Genomic DNA, 17112 nt, shown 5'->3' with positions numbered 1-17112 from the left:
CATGAGTCTCGCGCCCCTCGTCCTGGTGGACGGTTCTTCTTACCTGTACCGCGCGTTCCACGCGCTGCCGCCACTCACCACGTCAAAAGGTCTGCCGACCGGCGCGGTCAAGGGCGTGCTGAACATGCTCAAAAGTCTGCGAAAACAGTACCCGGACAGCCCGTTCGCTGTGGTTTTCGACGCCAAGGGCGGCACGTTCCGCGACGAGATGTTCGCTGAATACAAGGCTAATCGCCCGAGCATGCCCGACGACATGCGGGTACAGATCGACTACCTGCACAACTGCGTGAGAGGGCTGGGGTACCCGTTGTTGTGTGTGGACGGCGTCGAGGCCGACGACGTGATCGGCACCCTGGCGCGTAGCAGTGCGGCGGCGGACCGCCCGGTGATCATCTCGACGGGCGACAAGGACATGGCGCAACTGGTCGATGGTCACATCACGCTGGTGAACACCATGACCGGCAGCGTTCTGGACGTCGCAGGTGTCGTCGAAAAGTTTGGTGTCGGCCCCGAGTACATCATCGACTACCTCGCGCTGATGGGGGACAAGGTCGACAACATTCCCGGCGTGCCAGGAGTGGGTGAGAAGACTGCCGCCGGCCTGTTGGTCGGGATCGGCGGCGGTCTCAAAGCGCTCTACGAAAACCTCGACAGGGTCCCTTCCCTGCCGATTCGCGGCGCCAAATCGCTGCCCGCGAAACTCGAAGAGCACAAGGAAATGGCATTCCTGTCGTATCAGCTGGCAACCATCAAGGTCGACGTGCCCCTGGACATCGAGCTGGACGCCCTTCACTGCGGCGAGCCCGACCGTGAAGCCCTTCTGGCGCTCTACACCGAACTCGAGTTCAAGAGCTGGATCAATGACCTGCAACGCGAAGCGAAGCAGGAAGGTGCGCCAATCGCACCCGCACAGGAGCCTGCTCCCGTCATTGAGGCCCAATATGAACTGGTGCTTGAGCAGACGCAGTTCGACGCCTGGCTGAAAAAGCTCGACGCGGCCAAGTTGTTCGCCTTCGTCGTGCAAAGCAACGGTACCGATGCTCAACGCGCACAGATCGTAGGGCTCTCCTTCGCAATCAAAACCCACGAAGCGTGTTACATCCCCCTGACCCACGCCTACATGGGGGTGCCTCAGCAACTGGACCGTGACGCAGTGCTCAAGGCTGTCAAACCCATGCTGGAAGACCCCAGCAAGGTGAAGGTCGGTCAGCACGCGAAGTTCGCCATCAATCTGTTGGCCAACTGCGCGATCGATGGCGACCCGAATCAGGGCATCAGTGTCCAAGGGGTCAAGTTCGACACCATGCTTGAGTCCTATGTGCTCGATTCCACCGCCACCCGGCACGACCGCGACAGTCTGGTAGCGAAATACCTGGACCACACGCCCGTCAATTTTCAGGACATTGCGGGCAAGGGTGCCAAGCAGTTGAGCTTCGACCAGATAGCCCTGGAGCAAGCGGGCATCTATGCGGCTGAGGAAGTGGACCTGACCCTGCGTCTGCATGAAACCTTGCAGGAAAAACTGGCTCGCACCCCATCGTTGGCGCCTGTCCTCGATGAAATCGAGATGCCGCTGATGCCGGTGCTGGCGCGCATCGAGCGTCAGGGCGCTTTAGTGGATGCCAAACTGCTGGGGACCCAAAGCGTCGAACTGGGCAACAAGATGATCGAACTGGAGCGCGAGGCCTTCGCCATCGCGGGCGAAGAGTTCAACCTCGGTTCGCCAAAGCAGTTGGGCGTGATTCTTTACGAAAAGCTCGGGATGCCAATCATCAGCAAAACGGCCACTGGGCAGCCCTCCACTGCCGAAGCGGTGCTGGCCGAACTGGCCGAGCAGGAATTCCCGCTGCCGAAAGTGCTCATGCAGTATCGCTCGATGAGCAAGCTGAAAAGCACTTACACCGACCGCCTGCCCGAGCAGATCAATCCTCGCACCGGCCGCATCCACACCTCATACCATCAAGCGGTGGCGGTCACAGGGCGTTTGTCCTCCAGTGACCCTAACTTGCAGAACATTCCGATTCGTACCGCCGAAGGACGCCGGATTCGCCAGGCGTTCGTCGCACCCCAGGGCTACAAGCTGCTGGCGGCGGACTATTCGCAAATCGAACTGCGGATCATGGCGCATCTGGCCAAGGACGAAGGGCTGCTTCACGCTTTCCGCCACGACCTGGACGTCCACCGCGCGACGGCGGCGGAAGTCTTTGGCGTCGAGCTGGAGAACGTCACCGGTGACATGCGGCGCAGCGCCAAGGCCATCAACTTCGGTCTGATCTACGGCATGAGCGCGTTCGGGCTGGCCAAACAGATCGGGGTGGATCGCAAGCAGTCCCAGGCCTACGTCGACCGTTACTTCGCCCGCTACCCAGGCGTGCTCGACTACATGGAACGCACCCGCACCCAGGCGGCCGAGCAAGGCTTCGTGGAAACCATTTTCGGTCGCCGCCTGTACTTGCCCGACATCAACGCCAAGAATCAGGCCCTGCGCAAAGGCGCCGAACGCATGGCGATCAACGCGCCGATGCAAGGCACGGCGGCCGACATCATCAAGCGCGCGATGGTTGCCGTGAACGGTTGGCTCGACCGTTCAGGCCTGGATGCACGCGTCATTCTGCAGGTGCACGACGAGTTGGTGTTGGAGGTGCGAGAAGATCTGGTCGAGGCGATCAGTCAGGAGATCCGTGTGCACATGAGCGGTGCGGCCAAGCTGGATGTGCCGCTGCTGGTGGAAGTGGGGGTCGGCAGCAACTGGGATGAAGCCCATTAACTGTCAATCCTGATTGATGGCGGCCAGCCCGTGAACCGCGGGCCCCGCGAAGCTGCCAACATTAAATTTCCGCCGTTTTTGAACTTCGGCGGACAAACCCCGGTCAGAGTTCGGGAATGGCTGACGCAGCCATTCATGCTCCTATGTTGTGTTAAGTGTTGGCAGATATCCGGGCCCTTCCCTGAAGGCCTGGACTTGGACCCCGAACTTCCCCTCCCCATATGAAGTCCGGGGTTTTTTTTGCCTGCAATTCAGGCCGCAGGCGCCTTGTCTTCCAGTTCCATCCAGTGGGCCAGCACGGTGTACGCCTCTTCCAAGCCCTGGCGCTTGGGCGCGGAGAACAACTGGATGGTCACCGCGTCGCCCCACCCTTTTCGAATTTGCGACTGCACCTTGAGCAGCGTGTTCTTCGCCGCGCCGAAGGTCAGCTTGTCAGCTTTGGTCAGCAGAATATGCATCGGCATCCCGCTGGCAATGGCCCAGTCGAGCATGAGCGTGTCGAAGTCGGTCATCGGATGGCGGATGTCCATCATCAAAATCAACCCTTTCAAACTCTCCCGGCTGCCCAGGTAGGCTTCCAGGTGCCGTTGCCAATGCTGTTTGAGCGGGATCGGCACCTTCGCGTAACCGTAACCCGGCAAGTCGACCAGACGACGCTCGTCGTCCAGGCGGAAAAAGTTCAGCAGTTGGGTGCGACCGGGTGTTTTCGAGGTGCGCGCCAGGCTGGCGTGGGTCAGGGTGTTCAGTGCGCTGGATTTGCCAGCGTTCGAGCGTCCGGCGAAAGCGACTTCGTACCCTTCGTCATCCGGGCATTGTTCGACTTTGGCGGCGCTGAGCTGGAACTTGGCCTGTTGGCACAAGCCGAGGATCGGGTTCTTGAGTTGCATGGGATATCCGGTGAGGGCGTAGCGGCAGAGGCGCTGCCACGAGTGTCGATGCCGATTGATGGCCGCAAGTATATAGCGCCAGGCATTTTGTGTGTGCGTTGTCCCCCCCCGGCGGGGTGACGTTCGCGCAAGTGGGGCTACCATTAGACCTATAACAAACGCTGGGGGAATGAGTAGCCCTGCTATTCATCGCTCACCCCGGCCGCACGGATGAGCCGATGAACAAATTACTGGTGAGTCTGCTGTTGACGTGGGGCGTTTCCCTGACCGCACAGGCTGCTGACATTGCTGTGGGCGACGTGGTGGCCGGTCAGGCGAAAACCGCCGTGTGCGGTGCCTGCCATGGCGCGGACGGCAACAGCATGGCCCCCAACTTCCCGAAACTGGCCGGGCAAGGCCAGCGCTATCTGCTCAAGCAACTGCACGAGATCAAGGACGGCAAGCGTGTGGTGCTGGAGATGACCGGCTTGCTCAACAACCTTAGCGATCAGGATCTTGCAGACATCGCAGCGTATTTCGCCAGCCAGCGAGGCAGCGTCGGAGCGGCGGACCCCAACCTGGTCGCCAGAGGCGAAGCATTGTTTCGCGGCGGAAAGATCGATCAAGGCATGCCCGCTTGCACGGGTTGTCATTCACCGAATGGTGCTGGGAATGCTGCCGCCGGCTTTCCTCACCTGAGCGGCCAGCATGCCGACTACGTGAAAAAGCAACTGACGGCCTTTCGGGAAGGTGAGCGCACCAACGATGGCGACACCATGGTCATGCGCACCATTGCGTCGAAGCTGAGCAACAAGGATATCGACGCGTTGGCCGCCTACATACAGGGCCTTCATTAAGTCTGGATTAAGGTGCGAGGCCCTGTTTATCGGAAGCCGACAGTCGGAAACAACGAAATACATTTCCTTCTCAACCGGGCGAAAAAGGGTCGTAAATGGCTGCTCTTTTTTGACCTCTCAGGCGTTACACTTGCGAACTCGTATCACCTCCCCCGGTCAAAACGCGGCCGTCGAGGTGACTTTTCATGCCCAGGAGTTAAGCATGCGTAATCTGATTCTCAGCGCCGCTCTGGTGATCACCAGTCTGTTCGGTCTGACCGCTCAAGCGGCGGAGCCGATCGAAGCTGGCAAGCAATATGTCCAGTTGAGCAGCGCCGTTCCTGTTTCCGAACCCGGCAAGATCGAAGTCGTCGAGATGTTCTGGTATGGCTGCCCTCACTGCTATGCCTTCGAGCCCACCATCAACCCATGGATTGAAAAGCTCCCGGCCGACGTCCATTTCATCCGCATCCCTGCCATGTTCGGCGGCCCATGGGATGCCCATGGCCAACTGTTCATCACGCTCGACACCATGGGCGTGGAAAAGAAAGTGCACAGCGCCGTCTTCGACGCCATCCAGAAAGGTGGCAAACGCTTGACCGATCCTAACGACATGGCCGATTTCGTTGCTACCCAAGGCGTGGACAAGACCAAGTTTCTCGAGACCTACAATTCGTTCGCTGTGAAGGGCAAGGTTGCCCAATACAAGGAATTGGCCAAGAAGTACGAGATCACTGGCGTTCCAACCATGATCGTCAACGGCAAATACCGTTTCGACCTGGGCAGTGCCGGTGGTCCTGAGCAGACGCTGGAAGTGGCGGATCAACTGATCGCCAAAGAACGCACCACGCTGACCAGCAAGTAAGCGCTGCCGCATCATGCGCTGGGGTTCCGAACGCACCGTTGCCCGGCACACACCGAAGGTCAACGAGCGCCATCTGAAGCAAACCGGCCTGCCCGCCGATGGCAGGCTGCGTTTGCTCAGCTTCAACATTCAGGTGGGCATCAGTACCGAGCGCTACCGGCACTACCTGACGCGCGGCTGGCAACACGTGTTCCCGCACAACGGCCGCGCGGGGAATTTGCAGAAAATCGGTGATCTTCTCGGCGACTATGACTTGGTCGCCTTGCAGGAAGTCGACGGTGGCAGCCTTCGCTCCGGCTACGTCAATCAAGTCGAACATCTGGCCCAGCTCGGGTCGTTTCCTTACTGGCACCAGCAGCTCAATCGCAACCTCGGACGCTTTGCCCAGCACAGCAATGGCGTGCTGAGCCGCCTGCGGCCGTGGGATATCGAGGATCACCCCTTGCCCGGCCCTTCGGGGCGCGGTGCGATTCTCGTCCGTTTCGGCGAAGGCGAAGACGCGTTGATTGTCGTCGTCATGCACCTGGCATTGGGCGCGCGGACGCGAACGCGCCAACTCGCCTACATCCGTGAGCTCATCGCAGGCTACAAGCATCAGGTCTTGATGGGCGACATGAACACCCATGCCGCCGATTTGCTTGAAACTTCACCGCTGCGCGACTTGGGCCTGTTAGCACCCCAGATCGAAGCCACTTTTCCGAGTTGGCGCCCTCAGCGCTGCCTGGACCATATCCTCCTCAGCCCCTCCCTGACACTGGAAAAAGTGCAGGTGCTGGCTCAGCCCATTTCCGATCATCTGCCGGTTGCGGTGGAGATTCGCTTGCCTGCCTCATTGATTGGCGATTCCCTGCCGATAACAAGCACATCTCCCCGCGGACCCTCGGAATGAGCGACGAAGCCCAACGCTGGAAAGAGAAATACCTCAAAAGCATCGAGCAGCAAGACAAGCTCGAAAAGCGCTGGAATGCCCGGTTGGACCTGTTGCGACGTGGTTTGGTGCGCAGCAGCCTGGCCGCTGAGGGTGCCGACAAGGCCGTCGATCAGTGCATGAAGGAAATGCGCGAGATCGTGCGCAAGGACGATATGGACGCTGGCCTGGCGGCGTTGATTCCTCGTCTGGAGAAAGCCGTGCTCGATTCAGAGCAGCGCCGGGAGCAACGGATCGAGCAGATGGGCACCGCGCTGACGTCGCTGGTGACGCAACTCCAAGCGTTGCCGTTACCTCGCGAAGTGGCCAAACCGCTCAAGCGTTTCGCCAAGAACGTTGAAGACCGCGTCAGTCAGGCGCGTGAAATCCCCCTGTTGTTGAGTGAACTGAGCGGATTACAAGGCAAGGCGCTGGCCGAAATCGAGCATCCCGAGGCGGTCGGGCGGCCTGGCTTCTTCGAGCGCTTGTTCCGCGGGCGGGAAGAGCCCGAGCCTGGCTTGTCGTCTGAGCCGCCTGCGGCCCCCCTCGTCGCTGCACCTGCCTCTGCTGGAGCCGCTCACCCAATCGACGTTCAACCGATCGATGTTCAAGACTCGGCACCGCAACTCGATGATCAGACAGGCTCCGCCACCAGGCAGGACCGCGTCGAAGAGGCCCCCGTCGAAGTGTCTGTCGCGGCCGCCCAGTCCGATGGGGCGGAGGGCGGAGCCTTACCAGAAGCTCACGTCGTATCGCCCGTCGACGCCGAGCCTGTCATTACAGAGGTCAAAGAACCCTCTCCCACCCTCGCCCTCAGCTCCGTTGAACAGGGGGAGCCCCCCGTTGCGCAGGCCGACCAGGTGCCCGCCTCTCTCATGGGCGCCGAGTCCGATGACGCCCTGGCGGCGCCCAGCGTCGAGCCTGCTCCCGAAGGCGATGAGCCGGCAACGGCGAACGGCGAGCAGACGCCCTCCTCAGCGGCGGGTCAGGACGGGCAAAGCGACGAAGACGTCGTCCGGCGCGAAGATGAGCCTGACGAGGGCACGACCACTGAAACTGACGAAGAAGGCCCCTATGCGCTGCCCTCTTCTCCCGAGCCCAGTTACAGTTCGGTCGCCGCGCACATCGAGCAGACGCTCCTTGGCCTGCTCGACGACCTGACGCTGCCAGAACATCACCGTCCACAAGCCGAGGCCATGCGTATCCGATTGCAGCATGGCTTGAATTGGTATGAATTGCTGCCGATTCTCGATGATCTCGCCGTGCTGATGCTGGCCATCACCGACAGCGGTCAGCATGAGTTCGAGCGTTATCTGAAGCAACTCAACGAGCGGCTGGAATCCTTTCAGGCCAATCTGCAGGCTGCCAGTGCAGACCATGCCGGCCAGCAGACCGCGTCACAGGAGCTGAACGAGCAACTGCGCGAGCATGTCGGGGATCTGCAAACCAGCGTTCAAGAAGCCGCCGATCTCGACAGCCTGAAGACCATCCTCGAGCGTCGGCTGGAAGGCCTGCTCGGCACCATGGACGAGCATCAACGGCAGCGCGATCAGCGCGAACAAGAGGTCGCCTCGCGTCTCCAGTCGCTGGCCAGTCGGGTCGCCACCATGGAGCAAGAGGCACTGGGTTTTCGGGCCCACCTCGAGGAGCAGCGACAAAAGGCGCTGATCGACACGCTGACGGCATTGCCTAATCGCGCAGCCTGGAACGAGCGGCTGGAGCAGGCGGTCGCGCAGCAGCCCAGAGACTCAAGCCTGCTGCTGGGAATTCTTGACCTCGATCACTTCAAGCGGATCAACGATGGCTATGGTCATCTGGCAGGCGACAGGGTGCTGAAAATTGTCGCCACCGAGTTGAAGAAGAAGCTGCGGGGGGCGGACTTCATCGCGCGGTTCGGTGGAGAGGAGTTTGTCCTGCTGTTGCCCCACACCTCGATGGCCGATGGGCTTGCCCTGCTGGAGCGCCTGCGTCAGACCGTCGAACGGTGTCCGTTTCATTTCAAGGGCGAACCGGTCACCATCACGGTCTCGATGGGGGTCACTCCTTTCCGTCCCGGTGAGCGCAGCGACGCCGTGCTCAAGCGGGCGGACCAGGCGCTGTACCGTGCCAAGGATCTGGGTCGGAATCGCATCGAGCAGGGTTGACGACGCGCGCTGCGCAGCTGGACCCGTTTGCCTGTGCGCCCCTTGTGGGGTTGTGCACTTTTTGGGTGTTGCGCCGGCATTACGTTACACTGTTGCATTATTCGCCTCAGCGATCTGCCTTTTTATGAAGTCTTTCTGCACCCTTTGCATGGCCTTGCTGCTTGCTGCCTGTTCCAGCGGGCCGAAGCTCGACACCAGCCACCCTTCCGTCAATTTCGACAGTCGCGCGCAATTCGTCGTGGTGCATTACACCTCTGCGTCGCTGGAACGCTCGTTGGCGCTGCTGACCCATGGGGAGGTCAGTGCCCATTATCTGATCGGCGACGGTCCTGCCACGGTGTACAAGCTGGTCGATGAAAATCAGCGAGCCTGGCATGCGGGTGAAAGCGAGTGGGAAGGTCGAACCTGGCTGAACTCCAGCAGTATCGGCATCGAGATCGTCAATCCGGGCTACAGAGACACGCCCACCGGTCGACTGTGGTATCCCTACAGCGAAGCGCAGATCAAGGCGCTGATCGCGCTGCTCAAAGACATCGTCAAACGGAACAAAATCGAACCGCGCCATGTGATCGGTCACAGCGACATCGCCCCGCTGCGCAAGCTCGACCCCGGTCCGCTGTTTCCTTGGAAGCGCCTCGCCCAAGAAGGCCTGGGCGTCTGGCCGGATGAGCAACTCGTTGCCCGGCAGCAAGCTCAGATGATGGGTGTACTTCCGAGTGCGACCTGGTTCCAGCAGCAGTTGGCGTCAGCGGGCTATTCAACTCCCCAGACGGGTGAGTGGGACATCGCGACGCGCCATGTTCTGGCGGCGTTCCAGATGCATTATCGCCCGCAGAAGTTCGATGGCGAGCCCGATACCCAAAGTGCGGCTATTCTTCAGGTATTGAACCTCAGGCATTAAATTTCCCGTGGCATCGGTATTCGGCGGGCTATTTGCGCGCTTGTTGCTATACCTCATTGGTATTCACTTGGATATCGGCCGATGTTCACGGCGTCAACGCAGTTGCGCTCTATCTTTTCCCGCCCTTCGTTCCTGGCATTGCTGGCCGCGTTGTTGAGCGCTGTTGTGCTGCTGGCGGGGAGTTTCGGGCTGGCAATGCATCAGGCGCGCCAGGAGGAAAGCGCGCAAATGAACGCCCAGGGCGAGCGATTTCTGGCCCGCCTGGAGCAATTGTTCGGGCAGTTGCGAACCGGCCTCGATCAGCTTGAGGCACAACCGTTGCGCGGGTGCAGCCCGGAAATGATCGAGCTGCTGCGTCAGGTCAACTCTCGCTATCGCTTCATTTATGAAGTGGCTTACGTCGATGGTGCGCAATTCTGCTCCAGTTGGACCCGTCAAAGCATGATCGGCAAAACCCGCGCCCCGGACATTCGGGGGCCAACCTACGATTATTGGCTCAACACTTCGACCCAGCCCGACGATAATCTGGCTTCGTTGATGCTCGGGCGGGGAGAGTTTCGCGTCTCGACGTCCCGTGGCCATTTGACCGACGTGGTCGACCTCCCCGCAGGAGGCAGTCTGGTAGTGGTTCTGGATCAAGGCGCCAAGGCCGTTCCCGTGCTTGGCCCTGCGCAGCTCTGGCCCCCCACCCCGGACTGGACGCCCACCTCTGCCGAGACCCTCCTCACCACGCAGGACAAGCTGATCTACCGGATGCCCACGCAGAGTCCGGAGTATCAACTGGTCCTGATCACGCCGCGCAACGGCCTTCAGCAGAAGGTAACAGGTGCCTGGTGGCTGCTCGTGCCGGCCAGTCTTCTGGTATCGCTCTGCGTCGGGATTCTGGTCTTCCAGTTGGTCCGCCAGCGGCAGTCCTTGGGTGGCGAGCTGCAAGGGGCTTTGCGTCGCGGCGAGTTGAAAGTGCTGTACCAGCCCATTTTCGACCTCAACACCCGGCTGTGCGTAGGTGCCGAGGCTTTGGTGCGCTGGCGACGACCTGACGGTACGCTGACCAGCCCCGACTTGTTCATTCCCCTCGCCGAAAATACCGGACAGATCCGCCAGATCACTGACTTCGTCTTGCAGCAGTCGCTCGAGCAGCTCGGGCAGTTGTTGCGTGCCAACCCCCATATCTACGTCTCGGTCAATCTGGCTGCCTGCGATGTCATGGCGCCCCGCATTGGCAGGGTCACGGCAAAGCTGCTGGCGCTGCATCGAGTATCGCCGCGGCAGATCGCCTTCGAGGTGACCGAGCGAGGGTTGGTGGACGTGGTGGTCGCACGCAACCATCTCCAAGCGCTGCGCGAGCGTGGCCATCAGGTCCTGATCGACGATTTTGGTACGGGTTATTGCAGCCTCGCCTATCTGCAAACCCTGCCCGTCGACTGCCTGAAAATCGACAAGGCGTTCATCGATGCCCTGGGGCATGACGCGGCCAGCAGCGGCGTCGCACCGCACATCATTCGCATGGCCCATGCGCTGGATTTGCGGGTCATTGCCGAGGGCATCGAGTTCGAATCACAGGCGTTGCTGCTCAAGAGCGAAGGGGTGGTTTACGGTCAGGGCTGGCTATTTGCTCGGCCCCTGAGTGCTGCCAAGTTCACTGAGCTGGTGACAGGGGGACGTCGCAATGCGTCGCGCCGCGCGGATGATGTGGCGTGAGGGGATCGGCCATCCGATACAGTCGTTTCAAGGGCCGTGTCGCTATAACGGCAGCGCCATGTAGAACTGCGTTCCCTGGCCCGGACGTGAGTAGACGCCCATGCGCCCCCCGTGCAGTTGCACGATTTCCTTGCACAGTGCCAGCCCCAGGCCGGCGCCGCCTTTTTTGCGCCCTACCTGAACAAACGGCTCGAATATCCGCGCCTGCTGACCGTATGCGATGCCTTCGCCGTTGTCTTCGACGCTGATGATCAGCCGCTCCCCATGGCGCCTCGCCTGCAGTCGGATCAACCCGGACTGGGGCGTGTGACGCAGCGCATTGTCCAGCAAGTTATCCAGCACGCGCTCCAATTGCGCTTTGTCGGCCTGCAGGCGAGGGAGGGGCTCCTGCGTTTCCAGTTCCACCTGCACGTCCTGCTTTTGTGCGGAGTCCGCGAAGCGCTGGCGCGCCTCATGCAGCAGCTCACCGACATCACAGGGGGCTAGCGTGAGCTTCTGCAGACCATTCTGATAGCGGGAGAAATTCAGCAGATCGTTGATCAGTTGCATCAAGCGCTGCATTTCCTCGTTGACCGTTTTCAGCAGGTCGGTTTCGCGGGAATCGGGGTCAAAATGCACGCGCTCCTGCAATAGACCGAACGCCATGTGCATGCCCGTGACCGGGGTGCGCAGCTCATGTGAGGCGCGCAGAACGAACTCGCTGCGCACACGCTCGAACGCGCGTTGCTCGGTGACATCGTGCAGCACCATCACGGCGCCGAGGATGTGGCCTTTGGTGTGGCTGACGGGTGTGAGGCTGTAGGTCAGCAGGCGGGTTTCCCCGTCGATCTCGATCGACAGGTCCTCCGGCGCCCTCTCAAGGGTTCCGCCGCGCAGCACCAAATATAACTGTTCATCCAATTCAGGACGTTGCAACGCTTCGCCCAATCCCTGCCCGAGACGTCCCTCTTCCCAACCCAGCTGTCGCTGGGCAACAGGATTCAGGTGCTCCAGCCGCCCTTGCCGGTCAATCATCAAGAGCCCGTCGTCGATGCTGTCGAGCACCGCTTGCAGCCGTTGTTGGCCCGCCAGCAGCTCATCGACATTCGTCACCTGATGTTGGCGCAGGGCTTCTGCCATGATGCCGAAACGCCGGGTCAGCAGATTCATCTCCGCAGCCGATGAGATGGGCAGTGTCACCTCGAAATTGCCTTGACCGATCTTGTCCGCTGCCTTGGCCAGCGCCTCGATGGGCGCGCCGAACCGTCGGGCGATACCGTGAGCGGTGATGAACCCGATCACCAGCACTGCCAGCCCGACCAACCCCAGCAGTGCGGCCACCCAGAGCGCTCGCGAGCGCGACGCGCTTTCAGCCTGGCTGATGTTGGCCAACGCTTGGCGATGGGCGTCGAGCAGCCCGTTGCGCAATGTGTTGAAGGTGTTCGTGACCGCCTTGTCATCACTCATGGCATTGGCAGGGTCGCTGGACGATTTCAAGGCCTGCAGAAAGTCGGCGTAATCCTCTCGCGCCTTGTCGAAGCCGCTGTGGGTTCCGGCCTGCTGGTCATGCTCGATGCCTTGCCCGAGCAGGTCTTCGAACTGAGCCTGATAGTGGTTGAGCACCGTCAGGTCGGGTTTGTCCTTGAGCAACATGACCAGTTGGTCGCCCAGGTTCTGCCTTAATTTGAGGCCGATATCCAGCGTGATGAAGTTGTGGCGGATCAGCTCTTCCTGAGATCGGGCCATTTGCATGACGCTGACCAGACCGAGCAAAAGCCCCAGCAACGCGACAGTGATCAGCGCGGAAATGCTAAGGAACAGTCGCGTTCGCAACTTCATCGTCAACTTCATGAGTAAAGGATCACAGGTTGTACTGTTTGCGTTTGCGATACAGCGTCGAGGCATCGATCCCGAGGGTACGAGCGGCCTGATCGAGCGTATCGCTCGTGGCCAGTACCGCGCCGATGTGTGCCTTTTCCAGCTCATCCAGGCTCAGCGGGGCGCCGACGCGTGGCGCATTATTGGTCGGTTGATCGCCCATGCCCAGATGACTGATTTCCACTTTTTCCTGTGGGCAGATGATGCTCGCCCGTTCGATGACGTTACGCAGCTCGCGGATGTTGCCTGGCCATCGGTAATTGACCAGCGCTGTACGAGCTTCTTCACTGAATCCCCGCGCGGGACGACCGTAGTCCTTGACGAAGCGCGCCAGAAACCGGTCTGCCAGGGTGAGAATATCCTCGCCCCGTTCGCGCAGGGGCGGCAGGTGCAGTGTGATGACGTTAAGGCGATACAGCAGGTCCTCGCGGAACCGCCCTTCGCGCACCATATCTTCCAGGTTCAGGTTGGTGGCGGCCAGGATGCGGACGTCGGCCCGGCGGGTCACGGGGTCGCCGACGCGTTCGTATTCCTTGTCTTGAATGAAGCGCAGCAGCTTGGGTTGCAACGTCAGGGGGAAGTCGCCGATTTCATCGAGGAACAACGTTCCGCCATCTGCCTGGTTCACCCGGCCCAACGTACTCTCGCTGGCCCCGGTGAACGCGCCGCGACTGTGCCCGAACAACTCGCTTTCCATCAGCTCTGCAGTGAGCGATGGGCAGTTGATGGTGACGCAAGCCTTTTTCGCTCGCTTACTCCAACCATGAATGGCACGCGCCAGCTCCCCTTTACCGGTTCCGGATTCGCCAAGAATGAGGATGTTGGCGTCGGTGCTGGCCACTTGGCGTGCGGTCTCCAGAATCGCCATCATCGACGGGCTGTGGGAATCCAGGCCGTCTTTGGGTTTGCGCACCTCGCCTTCCAGCGCTTCGAGGCGAGCCGAAAGCTGGCGAACCTCCAACTGCTTGGCGGTCGCCAGGCGCAGTTGATCCGGGCTGCACGGCTTGACCAGATAATCCGCGGCCCCGGCTTGAATCGCGTCGACCGCGGTGTCCACCGCTGAATGGGCAGTGACGATCACCACACGCATCCAAGGCGCTTGAATGCGCATTTGTGCCAGCACATCCAGACCATTGTCTTCCCCCAGACGCAGATCCAGAAAACACACGTCGAACACCTGCCGCTGCAACAGCGCTTCGGCCTGGGCCGCGCTGTTGGCGGTGGCGACGCTATAGCCTTCATCTTCCAGGCAATACCGAAACGTGCGAAGGATGGCGGATTCATCATCCACGAGCAGAATACGGCCCTGATTCTCAGTGGCTGCTTCCATTTTTCCTACGCTCCTAAGTGAATTGTCTTGGTTAGTCCCGGAAAGATCGGGCAAGTTGCATGGTTCATTCTGATTGATTCGGCGTGTTGCATGGTAGCGATATGCCAAAAAAACACCTCTTGCGGCGTTGCAGGACCTTCGAGGTCGAGATCCCCGGCAGAACGTCTGGCGCAATGAAAAGTCTTCAGTAGCACTTTTGCCACTGACTGGAGATTTGTCATGTATCCGTTCAAGCGCGTCGCACTGGCCGTAACCGCCGCCGGTTTGCTGGGGCTCACCCCTCTCTTGGCGCATGCCGCGCAAAGCGATTTGCAAGCGCAGCTGACCCAGGCCCGGCAGGAGGGATCAATCTGGACGGCGTTTGCGCTGAACCGCCACCTCAGCCCGTTCAATATCGGGGTGAAAGTCGAACAAGGTACGGCCACCTTGACCGGTAAGGTCGAGAATCAAGTGGATAAGGACCTGGCTGCGCAAATTGCCGGCGACACCCAAGGTATCGACAACGTCGACAATCAACTGCAGATCGACCCGCAGGTCGCTGCCGAGCCTGGCACCAAGGCCAACATGGCTCAGCGCTTCGACGATGCCACGCTGGTCGCTACGATCAAATCGAAGCTGCTGTGGAACAGCGTGACTGAAGGGCTGAACATCGAGGTGGCCGCGGCGCAAGGCGTTGTGACGCTTAAAGGCCAGGCGAGAGATGCCGACGCCAAGCTGCTCGCGGGGAGCCTGGCCAGCAACACCGAGGGTGTGACGGACGTGAACAACCTGATCAGCGTCAGCGCGCGCGACACCCAAGCCATCAAAGAACAAAACGAGGCGCAAGCCGACAGCGTTCGCGAAGAGTTCAGCGATGCTTGGATCACCAGCAAGGTCAAAGCCAGCCTCGTTTATAGCCGCACGCTCGACGGCCTGAACATCAAAGTCGAGACAAAGGCGGGCGTAGTGCGTCTTGACGGTGTAGTCCCCAATTACGCCGAAAAAGAGTTGGCGGTGGACATCGCCCGTAATATCCGCGGCGTGAAGGGTGTGGATGCGGACACACTGCGAGTGACGGCACGCAGTGCAGGCTGAATGCGACGTCCCTGATCACGCAGACGCTCCGTTCCTCTGGGTCGTGCAATACGCACGATCCCAAACCTTCGATCGTGCACCTTGCGTGCCCGATGGTGGATGAGAAGTTTAATAACCTATTGATTTATAACGTATTTAACTGACATTAAAATCTGGCACACAGGCTGCAATACCTCCGCTAACAAGGTCTTTATCAACGACCGACAAGATTTTCCGGAGCTGAATCAATGAACACTCAACGCCTTGCCGCCCTGCGTATCTCCCCTCTGCACATTCAGCAGAGCTTGTTCGCCAGCTTGGCGTTGCTCATCACTCTGATCATTGTTCAACAGTTCGCTCACTGGACCCAAAAGCAGGACGTCGCTCCACATTCAACGCTCTCCGTTCACAGCGCGCCATTCGCCAAGGCGAGCGCGCTCAAAGCGACAGATGTGGGATTGAGCTTCCGGTCGGTTGAAGGCACTGCGGCGTCCGTTGATCAAGCGCCGCGCCAACAGAGTTGGGTTTTCTGACCGCTGCGGCGGTGAGGGCACGACCTGCCACGAGGACCACGCCGGTCACCTCGCGGTAGTCAGAAATCAAAAACAGTAAGGAGAGTCACCATGTTGAGCTGGGCTATCACATTTCTGATCATCGCCATCATTGCAGCTGTATTGGGCTTCGGTGGTATCGCAGGCACCGCAACGGGTATCGCGAAGATTCTCTTTATCGTGTTCCTGGTGATGTTCGTCGTGTCGTTCTTCTTCGGTCGCCGCGGTCGGGGCTGACCGCATGGGTGGCAGACACTTCCATGCACTGACGCTGGCGCTGCTGACAAGCGCCAGCGCTACGGTGATGGCCGCAAATGACGGCCAGGCCAGGGTCAATGAGCTTCTCAGCTCCGACCCTGAGTATCGGCAATCTTGGTCGAGCGTTGTGAAAAAGGAAGAGCGCTTGCCCGATTGGGTGATCAATCTGTCCGGCTCATCCGATCAGATGAATGCGGTAACGGAGGATGGGGACAAGTATCTCGTCGGTCCCCTTTGCGAAACCCAGGATACCTGTATCCAGAAGCGGCTTATCGTCGCCTTCAGCCTGGATAAGTCGCACGCATACGCAATGTTGGTAGAGGTCCCGGCGGGGCTGCCTGCCGACAAGTCCCCTACACGGCATGCCGATTACCGGTTTCTCGGCAAGCCCGACGAGGGGATGCAGGGTCTTTTACGGGAACAGCTGAAGAAAGACCCGAACTGGTACTGATTCAGATGACGGGAGATCGGACCATGAAGGGTCTCCCTGAACACCGCGCAGCCCGAGGAGGGTTTGCGCGTGACCAAGGGGCCGGGACGTTCTGACCAAAGGAGTGGTTGCAGCGACCCAAGTACACAGGGAGTGTTCTCACGCGTGGGCCGGGTCAGGAAGCCGCAACGCAAGTCCATTGTCGGATCAGATCTGATCATGGGCTTGCGACGCGCAAATTGTTTTTAATTCGCTCAATTCGATTCGGGCGCTAAATGACCTTGAGTCAGGAAGCGGCCGCGCGCCGTCAAGGGGTTGACCGCTCCGGTGACCTGACCGTACATCGAGAAAAATTCCCCATCCGCTCAAGAATCAGTCCTCCACCCCTGCCTCCTCACTCTTCCCTGAGCGAGAGTTCAACAACGCTACAGGCGACATTTTAGCCACTTCTCAGCACAAAAAGCCCCGCTGGCGGTTGCCCCGCGAGACGTCGCTTTCGCTAACTCATTGATTTTTCTCATGCCGATGCTGCATGGGTCAGTCACTTACGGCATTAGACGTCGATCCAGTGGATGGGAATAGTTGCGCCCTTTTTCCGCCTGCTGAGCGCATGGACGCTCTTTGCAGAGACCTTCTGGACAGGTCG

14 protein-coding genes are annotated in these 17112 nt (G+C 60.0%); 11 read left to right on the top strand and 3 right to left on the bottom strand.

Annotated features, from left to right (window positions below; all coding sequences use genetic code 11):
• Position 1 precedes the first annotated feature (1 nt).
• On the top strand, positions 2–2767 hold the full coding sequence (polA, locus tag N5D61_RS23730; RefSeq protein ID WP_279894389.1) for a DNA polymerase I: 2766 nt from the start codon (positions 2–4) through the stop codon (positions 2765–2767).
• A gap of 251 nt (positions 2768–3018) precedes the next feature.
• Here the strand turns inward: polA and yihA are convergent, their stop codons facing one another.
• A complete protein-coding gene (gene yihA, locus N5D61_RS23725) occupies positions 3019–3654 on the bottom strand; it encodes a ribosome biogenesis GTP-binding protein YihA/YsxC (protein WP_279894388.1) in 636 nt (211 codons plus the stop codon).
• Positions 3655–3872: 218 nt separating this feature from the next.
• Here yihA and N5D61_RS23720 point away from each other — a divergent pair, with 218 nt between their 5' ends.
• The 6 genes from N5D61_RS23720 to N5D61_RS23695 all read left to right on the top strand — a co-directional run bounded on the left by N5D61_RS23720 (position 3873) and on the right by N5D61_RS23695 (position 10987).
• Entirely contained in the window at positions 3873–4490 is a 618-nt protein-coding gene (locus N5D61_RS23720; protein ID WP_108236398.1) for a c-type cytochrome, read from the top strand.
• A gap of 202 nt (positions 4491–4692) precedes the next feature.
• Positions 4693–5334 (top strand): thiol:disulfide interchange protein DsbA/DsbL, encoded by a 642-nt coding sequence (locus N5D61_RS23715; RefSeq protein WP_279894387.1) that lies wholly within the window; start codon positions 4693–4695, stop codon positions 5332–5334.
• Positions 5335–5344: 10 nt separating this feature from the next.
• Positions 5345–6223: an endonuclease/exonuclease/phosphatase family protein gene (locus N5D61_RS23710; RefSeq protein ID WP_108236400.1), complete on the top strand. Its 879-nt coding sequence runs from the start codon at positions 5345–5347 to the stop codon at positions 6221–6223.
• Positions 6220–8385, top strand: coding sequence for a diguanylate cyclase (locus N5D61_RS23705; protein WP_279894385.1), 2166 nt, complete (start codon positions 6220–6222; stop codon positions 8383–8385). The genes N5D61_RS23710 and N5D61_RS23705 overlap by 4 nt, the downstream gene beginning before the upstream one ends.
• 124 nt (positions 8386–8509) lie before the next feature.
• A complete protein-coding gene (locus tag N5D61_RS23700) occupies positions 8510–9286 on the top strand; it encodes an N-acetylmuramoyl-L-alanine amidase (protein ID WP_279894384.1) in 777 nt (258 codons plus the stop codon).
• A gap of 81 nt (positions 9287–9367) precedes the next feature.
• Positions 9368–10987: an EAL domain-containing protein gene (locus N5D61_RS23695; RefSeq protein ID WP_108236403.1), complete on the top strand. Its 1620-nt coding sequence runs from the start codon at positions 9368–9370 to the stop codon at positions 10985–10987.
• Between the two features lie 42 nt (positions 10988–11029).
• Here N5D61_RS23695 and N5D61_RS23690 read toward each other — a convergent pair whose 3' ends face one another.
• Complete coding sequence (locus N5D61_RS23690; RefSeq protein ID WP_108236404.1) at positions 11030–12817, bottom strand: KinB sensor domain-containing domain; 1788 nt, start codon at positions 12815–12817, stop codon at positions 11030–11032.
• Between the two features lie 10 nt (positions 12818–12827).
• A complete protein-coding gene (gene algB, locus N5D61_RS23685; RefSeq protein WP_108236405.1) occupies positions 12828–14174 on the bottom strand; it encodes a sigma-54-dependent response regulator transcription factor AlgB in 1347 nt (448 codons plus the stop codon).
• A gap of 219 nt (positions 14175–14393) precedes the next feature.
• Here algB and N5D61_RS23680 point away from each other — a divergent pair, with 219 nt between their 5' ends.
• The 4 genes from N5D61_RS23680 to N5D61_RS23665 all read left to right on the top strand — a co-directional run bounded on the left by N5D61_RS23680 (position 14394) and on the right by N5D61_RS23665 (position 16487).
• Positions 14394–15248 (top strand): BON domain-containing protein, encoded by an 855-nt coding sequence (locus N5D61_RS23680; RefSeq protein ID WP_108236406.1) that lies wholly within the window; start codon positions 14394–14396, stop codon positions 15246–15248.
• A gap of 227 nt (positions 15249–15475) precedes the next feature.
• Complete coding sequence (locus N5D61_RS23675) at positions 15476–15760, top strand: hypothetical protein (RefSeq protein ID WP_279894383.1); 285 nt, start codon at positions 15476–15478, stop codon at positions 15758–15760.
• A gap of 90 nt (positions 15761–15850) precedes the next feature.
• Positions 15851–16015, top strand: coding sequence for a DUF1328 domain-containing protein (locus N5D61_RS23670; protein WP_108236408.1), 165 nt, complete (start codon positions 15851–15853; stop codon positions 16013–16015).
• A 67-nt stretch (positions 16016–16082) separates the two neighbouring features.
• Positions 16083–16487 (top strand): inhibitor of vertebrate lysozyme family protein, encoded by a 405-nt coding sequence (locus tag N5D61_RS23665; RefSeq protein ID WP_279894429.1) that lies wholly within the window; start codon positions 16083–16085, stop codon positions 16485–16487.
• The last annotated feature ends 625 nt before the right edge of the window (positions 16488–17112 follow it).

Origin of the sequence: Pseudomonas sp. GD03842 (assembly GCF_029841165.1) — a bacterium.
In the GTDB taxonomy this organism is placed as follows: Bacteria; Pseudomonadota; Gammaproteobacteria; order Pseudomonadales; family Pseudomonadaceae; genus Aquipseudomonas.
Note: the sequence above shows the minus strand (reverse complement) of the source record. Positions and strands in the feature narration are given on the sequence as shown.